Here is a 14,921-nt window from a genome sequence, read left to right on the forward strand (position 1 = left end):
CAGTCAGCTCATGCAGTCTACGAATGATGGCGGCGGATATGGTCTAACAAACCTGCCGCCGCATCTTCCACCATATCCAACACCCGTTCAAAACCACTGTCCCCACCGTAATACGGGTCAGGCACTTCATCGACATTCCAGCGCTCCGCAAACGTCATGAACAAGCGCACCCGTTCACGTTGCGATGCAGCAACCAGATCGCACAAATCTTCCAAATTGGTGCGATCCATCGCCAGCACGTAATCAAATTCCTCAAAATCTGCCACCGTCACTTTACGCGCCCGCTGCCCCGACAAATCCAGCCCACGATTTTTTGCGGCTGCCTGAGAACGCTTATCGGGAGGATTGCCGATGTGGTAAGCATGTGTACCTGCCGAATCAATCAGAATCCGCTCCGCCAACCCCTGTGACTGCACTAAGCGTTCAAACACGCCCTGCGCCGTGGGTGAACGGCAGATATTCCCCATGCACACAAAAAGAACCTTCACTTGCTCCATAAATCTTTCCAAATTATGATGTTACATCATGGTTTTATTCAAAAATGCCGCCGGATTTTCTGATACAACCCAGACAACTCCTCACCTAACTCATGTAACTCCTCAACGACTTCCACGCGAATATCATCCACTTTATCGCTGATTTTATGCTGGAGTTTATCCACATCTTCACCCAAGTCGTGAATTTCCTCTTTTGCTTTCAGATTCAACTCCCAACCCGCATCACGCAAGCGTACTTGCATAGCATCCCACTTAGTTTCCAGATGCTCCCATTCCTCACGCGCCTCCAAACCCAATACATGCAGACGCACCCGTAACTCTTCGCGCTCACTGGTTAGGGCTTGTACTAATTGCTGTAGTTTTTCTTTCATGACATCAACCTCCTGTATTGTTTACACTGATAACTATACGCTTTCAGCCAAATTAAGCACTGGCATTGCTCAAAGAATGGAACTTTTCAGCCGACTCACGGCTCTATGAATTTGATTTTGTTTTACACCGACGCAAGGGCTTGTTATGAAAAAAATAGTATTATCACTGGCAGTGATTGCTGGCTTAGGGTTATCGGCGTGTGCTCCGATGAATCAGCAAACCCCACCCACACCAACTGTCGTTCCCGCCAAAGACTTAAACTGGATTGCTGACAAAGTATACCGCAATGAAACCAGCGGCAACCCCACCTTACTGGTGGTGTGGAATGACCGCGAAGAATTCGCCTCCCTCGGTATCGGGCATTTCATTTGGTATCCGGCAGGGCATCGCGGTCCTTATACTGAAACCTTCCCCGGTCTGATCGACTACACCAAAGCGCAAGGCGTACCCGTGCCGCAATGGCTGACCAACCGCAATGTGCGCACCGCGCCTTGGGCAAACAAAGCCGCGTTTGAACGCGCCCGCAATGACCCGGAAATGCAGCAATTGCGCACCTTCCTGCAACAAACCATGAATATTCAGGCCAATTACATGTCTGAACGCCTCACCCGTGCGTTACCCACTATGCTGGAACAAGTTGCCCCGCAAGACCGTGACCGCGTACTGCAAAACTACCAAGCGGTCGAAAAAACCCAACGCGGCTTATACCCATTACTGGATTACGTCAACTTCAAAGGCGAAGGCACCAGCCCCACCGAACGCTACAACGGTCAAGGCTGGGGCTTGCTGCAAGTACTCTTGACCATGCGCCCGGTTCAAGCAGGCCCGCAAGCCTTGGATGAGTTTGCACGTGCCGCAGAAGAAGTCCTCGTGCGCCGTATTGCCAACTCCTCTCCTGCACGCGGCGAAGCCAAATGGCTCCCCGGCTGGCGCATCCGCCTGAACACTTATCGCGCACAATCATTGTTAAGCGCTTATTGAGTTCCGTATCAGTAACCGCTTATCTTTAAAATCTTAGCGGTTAGAACTGTCATCCTTGCTACGCCAGCCTTGTCTGGCGTATTTTTTTGCAAAAATCACAACGCAACTGGATTTTTTTCAAAGGATTGATCAACACAAGGACTCATGACATGCAAACTATTAACAACAATTCCCGTTTACCATCCCAAGGATACGGGCAAACTTCCGCATCAGGCAATGCCAGCAGCACCCTGCAAGCCACACCGCAAGCCATTACTGCGTTACTTCAGTTACCCAGCTATAACGGCGGTAATAAGAATGCTCTGCAAAACATCGCCAATTTGATTAAACAACTGCTGGCGCAATTAGAAAACAAACACAGTCCCAAGCCTCAGCCACAACCTACCGAATACCGCAGCATCGATGGCACTGGCAATAACAAGAAAAACCCAACCTGGGGTTCGGCGGGGATAGAACATAAACGCAGTATTCCTCAAGACAGCAGCCGCGAACCCGGCGGCGCTACAGAACAAAGCCTGCCCAACCCACGTACCATCAGCAATGCAGTCATTGCACAAGACGGTGCAAATACCGTCAACCAAAAAGGCTTAAGCGATCTATTCTGGATGTGGGGGCAATTCCTTGACCATGATTTAACCTCAACACCCACCAGCACCACAGAAAAAGCGCCGATTGCGATACCTAAAGGCGACCCACAGTTTGATCCCAATGGTACCGGCACCGTGTCTATCCCCCTAGCCCGCAGCAGTGCCACCGTCGATGCCAAGGGACAACGCCAACAAAGCAACAGTCTCACCGCTTTTGTTGACGGCTCCAGTGTTTACGGTTCGGATGCAGCCTATGCTGATTCATTGCGCAGCCACGAAGGCGGCAAAATGAAAGTTTCTGCTGGTGACCTAATGCCAATTGATGATAAGGGGCAATTTCTTGCCGGGGATAAGCGTTCCAACGAAAATATTGGCTTAGCTTCGATGCACACGTTATGGGTACGCGAACACAATCGCTTAGCCGATGAAATTGCGCAAAAAAATCCCAAAATGACGGATGAGCAAATCTATCAAGAAGCGCGTAAGATCAACGTTGCGCAAATACAGGCGATTACGTACAACGAATTCCTGCCCGAATTGATTGGTAAAAACGCCATTCCGAAATATACAGGCTACAAGCCTAACGTTGACCCCTCAATTGATAACGCTTTTGCCACGGCTGCATTCCGCATGGGGCATACCATGCTATCCTCCAACCTGTTGCGTTTGGATGAAAATGGTCAAACCATTCAGCAAGGCAATGTCTCGCTAAAAGATGCGTTCTTCCGCCCGGATAAAGTGGTCGAAGCGGGCATTGACCCCATTTTGCGTGGTGCAGCGTCGCAAACCGCGCAAGCCGTTGACCCCATGATTGTGGATGATGTGCGTAACTTCCTGTTCCCACAAGGTGGTTTAGACCTCGCCGCCGTCAACATCCAACGCGGGCGTGACCACGGTTTGGCAGGCTACGGCGATACTCGCAAAGCTTTGGGATTGCGCCCGGTTAACAGCTTCGACTCCAATGTCTGGCGCGAAGGCTTTGGCGAAAAGCTGGCGAGTGTGTACGATAAACCCGCCGACGTTGACCTGTGGGTCGCCGGTTTAGCAGAAAAGCCGGTTGGTGATTCCTTATTCGGGCAAACGTTCACTAAAATCATGGGTGATCAGTTCACTCGTTTACGTGATGGCGACCGTTTCTGGTATGAAAACCAGTTCTCCGGTAAAGAGCTGCAAGCCATCAAAAACACCAAACTTTCTGACATTATCGAGCGCAATACCGACTTCGATAATGTGCAGAAAAATGCGTTTGTTGCTTCCAATAGTCACTTAAGTGAACAACCCCAGCCCACCACACCAGCACAGCAATCACCTGCGACGCAAAGTTACAGTGTCACCCGCTCACTGGGCGTGGACACTAGTAACAACAACCGTTCACAGATGAACACCATGCTTCAGCAAATGATGCAGTTACGCCAACCGCTGACACCGCAGCAAGTGCGTGATTTCATGCAATCCTTCAGGAACGGTTTCCTTGGTTAAACACGTGCTGCAATAGCGCAAGGGTGGCGTAGGACTGAGAGCCTGCGTCACCTTGTAATACCGTAAACGACGCATCCGGCTCACCAAACTGATCGACTACCAATGCTGCTTTGCTGAAATCATGTTCACGGGTGTAATCATTCACGGTTACAATGGTTTTCAGGTGGGCTGCCGTGGACGAACGGATGCCGTTATCCGAATCTTCAAACGCCAAGCATTCTTCAGGCTGCAAACCCATTTGCTGCATGGCATACACATAAATATCGGGCGCAGGCTTTTTCTTAGGCACAATGTCGCCCGCCGCAATGCACTCAAACCAAGCGATAGACTCCTCTCCCAAAGTGGCTTTCAGCAAATAGGTGACGTTTTCCGGGGTCGTGGTCGTGGCAATTCCTAAACGTAACCCTGCCGCCCGCGCTTCGCGAATCAAGCGTTCCGCCCCGACGCGCAACGGAATTTCACCCGCTTGCAACATTGCCAGGTAGAAATGGGTTTTGCGCTTATGCATCCGCGCGGCAAACTCAGCGATGCCTTCGGCTGGCGCAAAGTCTGGTAGGTATTTTTCCACGAAATAACGGATACGCTCTTTGCCGCCGGTCACTGTCAGCAAGTCGGCGTACAAATCCACGCTCCAATCCCAATCGAGACCGGCTTCGGCAAAGGCTTTATTGAAGGCGGGGCGATGTCCGTCACGTTCGGTATCGGCAAGCGTGCCGTCCACATCGAAGAGCAAGGCGGTAAGCTGTGGCATAATGTTTATCCTGATAATATAGTGCGCCGGATTCTAGCCCATTATGTTACAGCGCTTCAAACTGAATCGAAGTGCGCAATTCACCTTCAAACAACGCATCAAAACCCACCGAACCGGGTTGTTGCTTGACGGTAAAACCGGCTTGTGCGGCTGGGGTGACAGCGGCTACTTTCAACAAATCCGCCGGGTATTCAATTTGCATGGAAACCTGCATCGGGTAGTAACCGTCCAAAAACTTGCGCATATACGGCCCGTTCAATAACGCATAGGAACCGTCATCCTGAAAACGTAAAGCGCGAGTACTGGCTTGCAAACAAATACGTGCATCCGCCCCGACTTTGCTGAGTTGCAGGCTGGAACCTTCCACCCATGCCTTACCAATATTGCGCTGCTCGGTGATTTTCATATCGCGGATATAGCCATCGCGAAAGGTAATTTGCATCGCGGCTGCCTGATCCAGATTATCGTGGCATTGTTCGAGGTGCGCCCAGCCTTCCAGCAAGGATTCAGGCGTAATTTTGACTTTGTTTTGATGATGATGCAGCGCCTCACCCGCAGGTGCGGTTGCCAGAAAATCGAGTTGCCCTTCGTTAATCACTACCGGCGGTTCAGAGGTATCCGCTTCAAACCATTTTTCAAGGGCTTCACGCTCGGCATCAGCGGCAGGTGATTCTGCCCAGACAGGCAATCCCATTAAGGGCAAACACAGTAAGAATCCATAGGAACGCATACCCGCTAACCTCCTTCTGCAACCAAAGCCTGACTATGGCGAAACCACCAACACTGGTCAATTACCCCAACAATTCTAATTGCAACTTATCCACGTCCAGCGTTTTCATTTCCGCCAAACTCGGTAATTCATCCAGTGACTTGAGGTTGAAATAATCCAGAAAATGGCGGGTAGTGCCCAACATTTCAGGTCTGCCTGGGACTTCTTTATGCCCGATGACCCGCACCCAATCACGCTCCAACAAGGTCTTGATCACATTGGTATTCACCGCCACGCCGCGCACTTCTTCAATTTCGGCACGGGTAATCGGTTGCCGCCAAGCAATCAAGGCGAGTGTTTCCAAAAATGCACGGGAATATTTTTGCGGGCGCTCGTCGTCGTGACGCTGCACCCAAGGCTGGAATTCCGCACGGGTTTGTAATCGAAACCCGCTGGCGGTTTCCTTGAGTTCAAAGCTTTGGTTGGCACACCCGGTTTGCAATGTTTGTAAGGCGCTACGAATAGCCCCCCGCGAAATGCCTTCTTCCGGCAGGAAATAACTTTCCAATTGCTCCAGCGACAATGGCTTGTCGGCTGTCAGTAAAATGGCTTGCAGGATAGTCGTTAATTCCATTTAACTCTCCGCCGTGGCCGCACGGATATACAGCGGGGCATACGCCGCATCGCTTTGCGTCACGTCAATTAAATGCGCCTTGAGCAACTCCAACACCGCCATCAATGTCACCACCACGCCGCGTCTGCCCTCTTCCACCCGAAACAAACTTTCAAACGGTACAAACTGCTGTGCCTGCAAAGCCGCTAATATTAAGGTCATGCGCTCACGGATCGACAAATGTTCTCGCCGAATTTCGTGATGGCTGAACATATCCGCACGTTTCAAAACGCCCTGAAACGCCAGCAATAACTCACGCAACGAGGCTTCGGGCTGCGGACGCGGCAATTTCGGAAAATCCGCTGCGGTGTGCACCACCCAATGGTCACGATCCAAGCGCGGCAAGGTATCCAAATCTGCTGCTGCCTGTTTACACTGTTCGTATTCCTGCAACTGGCGCATTAATTGCGCACGTGGATCATTCTCTTCCTCAACCACTGCCTGACGAGGCAATAATAAACGCGACTTGATTTCTGCCAACATCGCTGCCATCAGCAAGTATTCAGCCGCAAGATCGAGTTTGAACTCTTTCATCAACTCGACATAAGCGATGTATTGCTCAGTAATGTGCGCAATCGGAATGTCGCAGATGTCAAAATGCTGCCGCCGAATCAAGTACAGCAATAAATCCAACGGCCCTTCAAACGCCTCCAGAAAGACTTCCAGCGCATCGGGGGGAATATACAAATCCTCTGGCATGGCAATAATCTGCTCGCCACGCACCACCGCTAACGGCATTTCCCGCTGAATGGCACTCATCAGAGGTGATGGGTGAAATGCATCGCTTCCATCACATCAGCAAGGGTTTCACGCGCCACTTGACGTGCCGACTCTGCGCCTTCCCGCAAAATATCACGGACACGCCCGCGATCCTGCTCAAATTCGGCAGCGCGGCGCTGAATCGGGGCAAGCTCGGTTTGCACCGCCGCAATCACCGGCTGCTTGCATTCGAGACAGCCGATCCCCGCACTGCGACACCCTTCCTGCACCCATTGCTTGGTGGCTTCATCCGAATACACCTCATGGAACTGCCATACCGGACACTTTGCCGGATCACCAGGGTCAGTCCGCCGCCCGCGTGCCGGATCGGTCGGCATGGTGCGGATTTTCTTGTCTACACTCTCTGGGGATTCACGCAAGGCAATCGTATTGTTGTACGACTTCGACATTTTTTGACCATCCAGCCCCGGCATTTTGGAGGCTTTGGTCAACGCTGCCTGCGGTTCAGGCAGGATGATTTTGCCAGAGCCTTCCAAGTAACCAAATAAGCGCTCACGATCACCTAGGGACAAATTTTGCTGCGACTCCAACAATGCACGTCCGACATTCAGGGCTTCCCCGTCGCCTTGTTCCTGATACTGACGGCGCAAATCACGGTACATTTTCGCCTGTTTCTTACCCATTTTATTGGCGGCTTGTTCGGCTTTTTGCTCAAAATCGGGTTCACGCCCATACAAATGGTTGAAACGGCGTGCAACTTCGCGCGTCAATTCAATGTGTGCGACCTGATCCTCACCCACCGGCACGCGGTCGGCTTTGTAAACAAGGATGTCAGCCGATTGCAACAACGGGTAACCAAGGAAACCGTAAGTAGCGAGATCACGCTCCTTGAGCTTTTCCTGCTGATCTTTGTAGGTTGGAACCCGTTCCAACCAACCCAGCGGGGTAATCATTGACAATAATAGGTGTAATTCGGCGTGTTCAGGCACATGCGATTGAGTGAAAATCGTGGCAGAACTGGGGCTGATACCCGCTGCCAACCAGTCAATCGCCATGTCTTCCACATGCTGGGCAATGCCGCCTGGCGTTTCATAGTGGGTGGTCAGTGCGTGCCAATCTGCCACAAAAAAGAAGCACTCGTAATTGAGTTGCATCTCTACCCAGTTTTTCAAAACACCGTGGTAATGCCCCAGATGTAACAAGCCTGTCGGACGCATCCCGGAAACGACACGCTGATTTTGCGAAGGTGTAGTACTCACATCAAACCTTTGTTGATCAAATAATGGTGGTAAGCAAACGGTAAAGTGTACCAATAATTGGCCCAATAATCTGGTCTAGCACTCCCAGAAGCAGCAAAACAATCAAAATTGGAAAGCCATAGGGTTCAATTTTATCCAGCACATCTGCCACATTACGCGGCACTAAGCCTGCTAAAACCCGCCCACCGTCTAAAGGCGGTAACGGCAATAGATTCAGCACCAGCAATACCAAATTAAACACCAAACCAATCTGTGCCATGGTGACAAAACCATCGGCAATATTGGCATCCGGTATCACTGTCAAAAACACAGGTATCATCAACACCCAAAACAGTGCCATCAGCAAATTAGCCAGAGGGCCTGCGACTGCCACAATCGCCATATCACGGCGCGGATGGCTTAAATTGCGCGTATTCACCGGAATGGGTTTTGCCCAACCAAACGCAAACGGTTGCCCCACTGTCAACATCGACATCAGCAACATACCCAGCGGCAGTGCCACCGTGCCAATAGGATCAATATGCTTGAGGGGATTAATCGTCAAACGCCCCAACATTTTCGCGGTGCTATCGCCGAGCTTATTGGCAACCCAACCGTGTGCCACTTCATGCAGAGTAATCGCAAATAATACCGGGATAGCCCCCGCCACAATCAGGCGAATGACGTAACCTATATCCATACCTTCCATGCTTAATGCTCCACCAACCAGTCAATATTACCCTTGCCTTCGCGCAAGATCACGGGGCGGGCTTCCATTAAATCTACCACTGTCGTGGGTTCATGCCCGCAGAAACCGCCATCAATGATCAAATCAACCTGATGTTCCAAGGACAAGCGAATTTGGTAAGGATCAACCATTGGCAAGTCATCCCCCGGTAAAATCAAGGTGCTGGACATCAGCGGCTCATTCAGTTCCTGTAACAATGTCTGGGTGACAATATGATCAGGTAAGCGTACCCCAATGGTTTTGCGTTTGGGGTTCTGCAAGCGCCGAGGCACTTCGCGGGTTGCCTGTAGAATGAAGGTGTACGGCCCCGGTGTCAAAGACTTAATCAAGCGGTAATTCATATTATCCACTTGACCATAGAGGGAAACTTCTGACAAATCCCGGCAAACCAAGGTGAAATTGTGTTTATTATCCAGCTTACGAATGCGTTGAATACGCTCCATCGCCGCTTTGTCGCCCAAATGGCAACCAATCGCATAACTGGAATCTGTGGGAAAAACCACTACACCACCGTCGCGGATGATCGTCGCCGCCTGACGGATTAAGCGTATCTGAGGGTTTTCTGGGTGAATTTGAAAATACTGACTCATTGTACAATTATCGTTTAGAATGGTTAACTTTGATGGATTATACCAATACGCATGAAGTTTCTGTTTGACTTTTTCCCGGTTGTGCTCTTCTTTGTGGTGTACCAGTTCTTTGCAGACCTGCCACCCGCATGGATTGCCGCCGCCAATCAGTTACCGCTGATGTCACTTAACCAGAACGAGCCGAAAGATGCCATCTTATTGGCGACGTTGGTGATCATTTTGGCGACGATTGTGCAAAACGTGCTGTATTTTGCCATGCACCGCCGCTTTGAGCGGATGCATCTGATCACCTTAGCCATTCTCATCGTATTTGGTACACTCACCCTACTCCTCAAAGATCCCAAGTTTATTGTATGGAAAGTCACCATTGTCAACTGGGCTTTTGCGCTGGCTTTCCTTATCAGCCAATATATTGGCTCACGCAAGACGCTGACGGAACGCATGATGTCCAGCGCCATTCAAGTTCCCCCACGTATCTGGATTACGACCAATCTGATGTGGGTAGGCTTTTTTGTATTCATTGGTGTGCTGAACCTGATAGTGGCTGAGCTATTCAGTGAAGCAATTTGGGTAGATTTCAAACTGTTTGGCGTACTCGGTTTGACCTTTGCATTCATTATTGCGCAAGTGTTCTACCTGCAAAAACACGCCCTTGAAACCCCTGAAAACACCACCAAATAGTTAACAAACGTTAAGGATACGATACCCATGTTATATGTCATTATTGGCGAAGATGTTGAAAACAGTCTGGCACAACGGCTTGCAGCACGCCCGGCACACTTGGAACGCCTCCATGCTTTGCGGGATGCAGGTCATCTGCTACTGGCGGGTCCCAACCCCGCGATTGACAGCAATGACCCCGGTGAAGCAGGCTTCAGTGGCAGTGTTATCATTGCTGAATTCGACTCATTAGACGCAGCACAACGCTGGGCAGAAGCTGACCCTTATGTGGCAGCAGGCGTTTACCAGCGTGTCACCGTCAAACCGTTCAAAAAAGTTTTACCGTAAATTAACGAAATCAACGACGACAGAGGACAATACTCAAAATGCGTTTTAACAAAACTACAATGATCGCAACCGGGCTGGTTGGGTTAACACTGATGGCAACAAGCTTGTATGCGGATGACAAAAAAGTTGTCGCAACCGTTAACGGCACTGACATTACTCAGGAAACCCTGAATACCGTCATGGGCATGGTGGGCGGAATGCCAGGCGCACAGGTTGATCCCAAATCCATCCTTGATGACCTGATTATCACCGAATTGGCACGTCAGGAAGCTAACAAAGCCGGACTAACTGAACGCCAGGAAATCAAAGACAAAATCAAAGATGCTACTGATCGAATCATTCTGAATACTTGGACACAGGAAAAAGCGGCGTCTTTCAAACCCAGCGAAGATGAACTGAAAAAAGCCTACGAAGAGCGCACCAGTGGTGAAAAAGTTGAGTACAAAGCCCGCCACATTCTGATGAAAACCAAGGAAGAAGCCCAAGGCATCATCAAAGAACTGGAAAACAAAGTCGATTTTGCTGACCTTGCCAAGAAATCTTCCGATGGTCCATCTGCCAACCAGGGCGGTGACTTGGGCTGGTTCAAAGCCAGCACGATGGTCAAAGCGTTTTCAGAGGCAGTCGCCAAAATGGAACCCGGCACGATTACCAAAGAACCCGTACAAACCGAATTCGGCTGGCACGTCATCAAACTGGAAGAACGCCGCGATGTCAAACCACCGGAAATGGAAGCCATGAAACCGCAAATCGAACGTGAATACCAGCAGAAGAAAATGCTGGCTTACATGGACGAGTTGAAAGTCAAAGCAGACATCAAAGTGATGCTGCCAGAAGAAGCCGCTAAGCCAGCCGCCGATGCACCAAAAGCAGAAGAAAAACCGGCTGAAGCCAAACCCGAAGAAAAGAAATAAGGGAAAACCCCTCCTAACCTCCCCTTATCAGGGGAGGGACAAGAGGATGCGCTATACCAACTAAAGGAGCCGTCATGAAAGCAGACTGGAAAAATTTTCTTATTGATCACGGTGCAGAATTCAACGGTGACTCACTCGTTTCTTTTGGCAACCCTGAACGTGAACGCCGCATTCCCCCGCAGGGCGCAATCCTCTGCGATCTGTCACATTTCGGGCTGATCAGTGTCAGCGGTGAAGATGCCACGACTTTTTTGCAAGGTCAGTTGACTAACGACATTAACCAAGTCAGCGATACCCAATCCCAGCTCAGCGCTTACTGCACCCCCAAAGGGCGGGCATTAGCGACCTTTTTTATTACCAAGCGCCAAGGGGTTTACTACCTCAGCGTATCACGCGATTTACTTGAACCGATTTTGAAACGCCTGCGCATGTATGTGATGCGCTCTAAAGTCGCCTTGGAAGATGCTAGTGCCAGCTTGGTACATTTTGGTTACGCAGCTCCCGATGGTGATAAGCGCTTGCAAGAAACCCTCGGCAAAGCACCCGCTCAAGCCTATGAAACTTTGCAAATCAATAGCTTGACAATTATGCGTCAACCCGCGCCCATTCCGCGCTTCAAGATTTTAGGCGAATTGGACGAAGCCAGAAAACTATGGGAACGCCTCAACGTTAACGCCGCTTGCGTCGGGCGCAGCAGTTGGGAATATTTCAACGTCATGTCCGGTGTACCGATGGTAACAAAAGCCAGCAGCGAAGCGTGGGTTCCGCAAATGTTGAACATGCACCTGATCAACGGTGTCAGCTTCACCAAGGGCTGTTTCCCCGGTCAGGAAATCGTCGCCCGCCTCAAATACTTGGGTAAAAGCAAGCGCCAGATGTACCGGGTTGGCATTCCACATTGCGTCAATGTCCCCGTCGTTGGCACCAACTTTGCCAGCGACACCGATGCGGAAGCAGGCACCATTCTCAATGCCACCCTGAACCCCGATGGTTACGTCGAGGCATTAGCCGTAATGAAAATTGCCGAAGCAAACAAACCCTTGCACCTCGGCGAATACAGCATCAAGGTGTTAGAACTACCCTACGCATTGGAAACCGAATAGGTAGCAACCTTACCCAACATCTGCTGATATGCCTGAATAACAGCATTCAGGCTATAGCGTGCGGCAACCCGTTGTCGTGCTTGTTCCCCTAAAGATTCACGCACTTTCGGCGCTTGGTTCAATAAACCAGACAAAGCGTTTGCCAACGCTGCGGCATCCGCCACCGGCACAATCGTTCCCGTATCTGCCACAAATTCGGCAATATCCCCTACATCGGTCGCCACACAAGGCACACCAGCCGCCATCGCCTCTGCCAAAAATAGCGGAAATGCCTCACGCTGGGAGGATAAGGTGGCAATATCCAGCGCCGCAATCAAGCGTTGCGCATCAGTACGTACCCCTAGCAAATGCACCTTTATGGCATCAGGTAAGGCACTCAGCAATGGTTGCAGCGCCGGGTTATGCGCATTCATCCCCTCACCTGCCAGCAGAAAATGTGCATCCTCACCACCTTCTTGATACAGGCGAATGGCATTCAACAGGTTAGGAATATCTTTTTCCGGCACGTAACGGGTCAAACTACCAATCAGTCGCGCATTCGCCGGAATGCCTAATTCCTGACGCACACTCGCATAATGCGCCGCCTGCTCACGGTTATTACCCAAGGGAATCCCATTCGCAATCACTTGCGCGTGCTGCATGGCATAACCCAATTCCGCGTGGCGCTGCATACTGCGGCGCGATACGTACACAATCTGTTGTGGAAAACGTGACAGCCAGCGTCCGACTTTGAGTACCAAGGCATGTTGCTTCCGCTCCAGTGTGGCTTTTTCCGGGGTATGGTGCATTCCCCACAGCAATACCGGGCGGCAACCCGCCAACCACCAGGTCAGCGTTGCAAATAAATTACCGTGGTGCATCCAGCCGTGAATCACTTGCGGCTTGATTTTGCGCACTAAACCAAACAAACGGGGCAACACCCACGGTAACTGCGTCAGCCGGTTTATTCCGAGAACATGCACCGGAATCCCCGCCTCGGCAAACTGCTTCTGGACACCATCGACTTCCACCAAGGCAATCACCACCGGCGGATAGTCGCGACTGAAATCGGAACTCGCCAAATTCAACAAGGCTTTTTGTGCCCCGCCGACACTTAGGGAGGTGATGACGTAGAGCATAGTGTTGCCCATGCAAACCTCGCTTTGATTAATTGCCGCACCTGACCAATATCCAATAACCACACCAATACCGCGTAGCTTCCCATCCCCAACAGAATTTTTAGCGCCACCACATACGCATCATGCACGGCTAACACCGGCACTTGCTGCATCAAGGCATACATACCTAAAGCCGCCAACAGAATTTTTCCCATGTCCAACACGGGAATCGTTAACGCGAAATATTGCCTGCCAAGATAATAGCCATACACCACACAAAGCAGATACGCCGCAATGGATGCCAACACCGCCCCAAACACACCGTATGCAGGAATCAGTATCAAGTTCAGCAACACATTCACGACGGCAGCAACGCCCACCACTTTCACCGAGCCAGCCGTGTATTCCGCCAACTGAAACGCCAGCGACACATAAAATAAGTACGTGCAATTAGCCAGAATAGCCAAACTAATCCAAGGTAATAAATGCAAGGAAGTGGGTACAAACTCAGCCCCAACCAACAACGGGATAAACAGATCAGCAATTCCCATCAAACCCAATATAGCCGGAATCGACACCCCCATCAGCAGCACAAAATACTGTTGAAGCCGTGCTTCTGCTTGTTTCCTACCTGCTTGTTCCAGACTGCGAATCACCAAGGGATACGCCGCCAAATTCAGCGAACTGGTCAGCATCATTAAAATCTGAAACGGCAAGTTATACGCCACAGCATACTCACCCGCCTGCGCATAGCCCAGCAACCAGCCCACCATCACTCGATCAGATGCATGGATAATTTCCAATAACACAAACGATAAACTTAACGGCAAACCGTAGACCAACAAGGTTTTCAGCACACCGCGATCTGCCTCACGCCAAGCCGGTTGAAAATGCCGCCACAACGCTCCCGACAACACCAAAACCAGCAAAACTCCCAGCACCACACCACCAATTGCCCCCAACCACGCATACCCCAGCCACACCAATAGCAAACCGCTACCCATCGTCAGCACAGTGCGCCCCACCTCTGCCCACAAATAGTGATTTACTTTCAAGGTAATCGAATTAATGCGCTGATATGCCTCGTAAAATGCTGAACTCAAAAACACCAGAAAAAAGCCTGCTGCCACCGCCACTTGTCCAGTCAGCCACGCAAACAGCGCCGCCAGCACTCCTACCACTAACGCAATCACCAATACCGATACGCTGATTAAACGTTCCACTGCCCCGGCACTCAGCTCCTGCTTATCCCAAAAACGCATAATCCCCACGTACAACCAGCCAAATGCAAACAGGCTAACACTCGACGCGACCACTAAAATGGTGGTAAAAATCCCGTATTCCTCAGCCGACATCCAGCGCGTATACGCCGCCAATACCACAAAACTCGCCAATGCCGGGGCAAGTTTTGCCAACAAATAAATCAGGCTGTGTTTAAGGTACATGGCGTAGCA

General features: G+C 50.7%; 17 protein-coding genes. 6 read left to right on the plus strand and 11 right to left on the minus strand.

What is annotated here, in order from left to right:
• Nucleotides 1-17 precede the first annotated feature (17 nt).
• Nucleotides 18-497 (minus strand): low molecular weight protein-tyrosine-phosphatase, encoded by a 480-nt coding sequence (locus L2Y54_RS15285; protein WP_236497289.1) that lies wholly within the window; start codon nt 495-497, stop codon nt 18-20.
• A 38-nt stretch (nt 498-535) separates the two neighbouring features.
• Nucleotides 536-868 (minus strand): hypothetical protein, encoded by a 333-nt coding sequence (locus L2Y54_RS15290; protein WP_236497290.1) that lies wholly within the window; start codon nt 866-868, stop codon nt 536-538.
• A gap of 145 nt (nt 869-1,013) precedes the next feature.
• Between L2Y54_RS15290 and L2Y54_RS15295 the strand changes: the two genes are divergently transcribed.
• Complete coding sequence (locus tag L2Y54_RS15295; protein WP_236497292.1) at nt 1,014-1,850, plus strand: hypothetical protein; 837 nt, start codon at nt 1,014-1,016, stop codon at nt 1,848-1,850.
• Nucleotides 1,851-1,999: 149 nt separating this feature from the next.
• Nucleotides 2,000-3,916 carry a peroxidase family protein gene (locus tag L2Y54_RS15300; protein ID WP_236497293.1) on the plus strand — a complete coding sequence of 639 codons (1,917 nt, stop codon included), beginning with the start codon at nt 2,000-2,002 and terminating at the stop codon, nt 3,914-3,916.
• On the opposite strand, the gene L2Y54_RS15305 is transcribed toward L2Y54_RS15300, so the two are convergent.
• From L2Y54_RS15305 to L2Y54_RS15335, 7 genes are all read right to left on the minus strand, one after another.
• Complete coding sequence (locus tag L2Y54_RS15305) at nt 3,894-4,667, minus strand: HAD family hydrolase (protein WP_236497295.1); 774 nt, start codon at nt 4,665-4,667, stop codon at nt 3,894-3,896. The genes L2Y54_RS15300 and L2Y54_RS15305 overlap by 23 nt on opposite strands.
• A 46-nt stretch (nt 4,668-4,713) precedes the next feature.
• Nucleotides 4,714-5,397, minus strand: a complete 684-nt coding sequence (locus L2Y54_RS15310) for a hypothetical protein (protein ID WP_236497297.1) — start codon at nt 5,395-5,397, stop codon at nt 4,714-4,716.
• 61 nt (nt 5,398-5,458) lie between these two features.
• A complete protein-coding gene (scpB, locus tag L2Y54_RS15315) occupies nt 5,459-6,010 on the minus strand; it encodes an SMC-Scp complex subunit ScpB (protein WP_236497298.1) in 552 nt (183 codons plus the stop codon).
• Entirely contained in the window at nt 6,011-6,808 is a 798-nt protein-coding gene (locus L2Y54_RS15320; RefSeq protein WP_236497300.1) for a segregation and condensation protein A, read from the minus strand.
• The gene (locus L2Y54_RS15325; RefSeq protein WP_414718431.1) at nt 6,808-8,028 is read right to left on the minus strand and encodes a tryptophan--tRNA ligase; all 1,221 of its coding nucleotides are present in this window, start codon (nt 8,026-8,028) and stop codon (nt 6,808-6,810) included. Before L2Y54_RS15325 ends, L2Y54_RS15320 begins: the two co-directional genes overlap by 1 nt.
• A 16-nt stretch (nt 8,029-8,044) precedes the next feature.
• Nucleotides 8,045-8,716 carry a site-2 protease family protein gene (locus L2Y54_RS15330; protein ID WP_236497301.1) on the minus strand — a complete coding sequence of 224 codons (672 nt, stop codon included), beginning with the start codon at nt 8,714-8,716 and terminating at the stop codon, nt 8,045-8,047.
• Between the two features lie 2 nt (nt 8,717-8,718).
• Complete coding sequence (locus L2Y54_RS15335; RefSeq protein WP_236497303.1) at nt 8,719-9,345, minus strand: L-threonylcarbamoyladenylate synthase; 627 nt, start codon at nt 9,343-9,345, stop codon at nt 8,719-8,721.
• Between the two features lie 51 nt (nt 9,346-9,396).
• Between L2Y54_RS15335 and L2Y54_RS15340 the strand changes: the two genes are divergently transcribed.
• The 4 genes from L2Y54_RS15340 (at nt 9,397) to ygfZ (ending at nt 12,370) form a co-directional block, all read left to right on the plus strand.
• On the plus strand, nt 9,397-10,026 hold the full coding sequence (locus L2Y54_RS15340) for a septation protein A (protein ID WP_236497304.1): 630 nt from the start codon (nt 9,397-9,399) through the stop codon (nt 10,024-10,026).
• A 27-nt stretch (nt 10,027-10,053) separates the two neighbouring features.
• Complete coding sequence (locus L2Y54_RS15345; protein ID WP_236497306.1) at nt 10,054-10,353, plus strand: YciI family protein; 300 nt, start codon at nt 10,054-10,056, stop codon at nt 10,351-10,353.
• A 92-nt stretch (nt 10,354-10,445) separates the two neighbouring features.
• Entirely contained in the window at nt 10,446-11,267 is an 822-nt protein-coding gene (locus tag L2Y54_RS15350) for a peptidylprolyl isomerase (protein WP_236497308.1), read from the plus strand.
• Nucleotides 11,268-11,341: 74 nt separating this feature from the next.
• The gene (gene ygfZ, locus L2Y54_RS15355; RefSeq protein WP_236497310.1) at nt 11,342-12,370 is read left to right on the plus strand and encodes a CAF17-like 4Fe-4S cluster assembly/insertion protein YgfZ; all 1,029 of its coding nucleotides are present in this window, start codon (nt 11,342-11,344) and stop codon (nt 12,368-12,370) included.
• Here ygfZ and L2Y54_RS15360 read toward each other — a convergent pair.
• Complete coding sequence (locus L2Y54_RS15360) at nt 12,349-13,500, minus strand: glycosyltransferase (RefSeq protein WP_236497314.1); 1,152 nt, start codon at nt 13,498-13,500, stop codon at nt 12,349-12,351. The genes ygfZ and L2Y54_RS15360 overlap by 22 nt on opposite strands.
• Entirely contained in the window at nt 13,464-14,912 is a 1,449-nt protein-coding gene (locus L2Y54_RS15365) for an oligosaccharide flippase family protein (protein WP_236497316.1), read from the minus strand. The genes L2Y54_RS15360 and L2Y54_RS15365 overlap by 37 nt, the downstream gene beginning before the upstream one ends.
• Nucleotides 14,913-14,921 lie beyond the last annotated feature (9 nt).

It is taken from the genome of Thiothrix winogradskyi (assembly GCF_021650935.1).
In the GTDB taxonomy this organism is placed as follows: domain Bacteria; phylum Pseudomonadota; class Gammaproteobacteria; order Thiotrichales; family Thiotrichaceae; genus Thiothrix; species Thiothrix winogradskyi.

Coding starts and splice junctions, on each gene's coding strand:
- L2Y54_RS15335 (WP_236497303.1), bottom strand. CDS start 9,345: ATGAGTCAGTATTTTCAAATTCACCCAGAAAACCCTCAGATACGCTTA.
- L2Y54_RS15300 (WP_236497293.1), top strand. CDS start 2,000: ATGCAAACTATTAACAACAATTCCCGTTTACCATCCCAAGGATACGGG.
- L2Y54_RS15305 (WP_236497295.1), bottom strand. CDS start 4,667: ATGCCACAGCTTACCGCCTTGCTCTTCGATGTGGACGGCACGCTTGCC.
- L2Y54_RS15350 (WP_236497308.1), top strand. CDS start 10,446: ATGGCAACAAGCTTGTATGCGGATGACAAAAAAGTTGTCGCAACCGTT.
- L2Y54_RS15320 (WP_236497300.1), bottom strand. CDS start 6,808: ATGAGTGCCATTCAGCGGGAAATGCCGTTAGCGGTGGTGCGTGGCGAG.
- L2Y54_RS15310 (WP_236497297.1), bottom strand. CDS start 5,397: ATGCGTTCCTATGGATTCTTACTGTGTTTGCCCTTAATGGGATTGCCT.
- L2Y54_RS15365 (WP_236497316.1), bottom strand. CDS start 14,912: ATGTACCTTAAACACAGCCTGATTTATTTGTTGGCAAAACTTGCCCCG.
- L2Y54_RS15360 (WP_236497314.1), bottom strand. CDS start 13,500: ATGGGCAACACTATGCTCTACGTCATCACCTCCCTAAGTGTCGGCGGG.
- L2Y54_RS15295 (WP_236497292.1), top strand. CDS start 1,014: ATGAAAAAAATAGTATTATCACTGGCAGTGATTGCTGGCTTAGGGTTA.
- L2Y54_RS15285 (WP_236497289.1), bottom strand. CDS start 497: ATGGAGCAAGTGAAGGTTCTTTTTGTGTGCATGGGGAATATCTGCCGT.
- L2Y54_RS15330 (WP_236497301.1), bottom strand. CDS start 8,716: ATGGAAGGTATGGATATAGGTTACGTCATTCGCCTGATTGTGGCGGGG.
- ygfZ (WP_236497310.1), top strand. CDS start 11,342: ATGAAAGCAGACTGGAAAAATTTTCTTATTGATCACGGTGCAGAATTC.
- L2Y54_RS15345 (WP_236497306.1), top strand. CDS start 10,054: ATGTTATATGTCATTATTGGCGAAGATGTTGAAAACAGTCTGGCACAA.
- L2Y54_RS15340 (WP_236497304.1), top strand. CDS start 9,397: ATGAAGTTTCTGTTTGACTTTTTCCCGGTTGTGCTCTTCTTTGTGGTG.
- L2Y54_RS15290 (WP_236497290.1), bottom strand. CDS start 868: ATGAAAGAAAAACTACAGCAATTAGTACAAGCCCTAACCAGTGAGCGC.
- scpB (WP_236497298.1), bottom strand. CDS start 6,010: ATGGAATTAACGACTATCCTGCAAGCCATTTTACTGACAGCCGACAAG.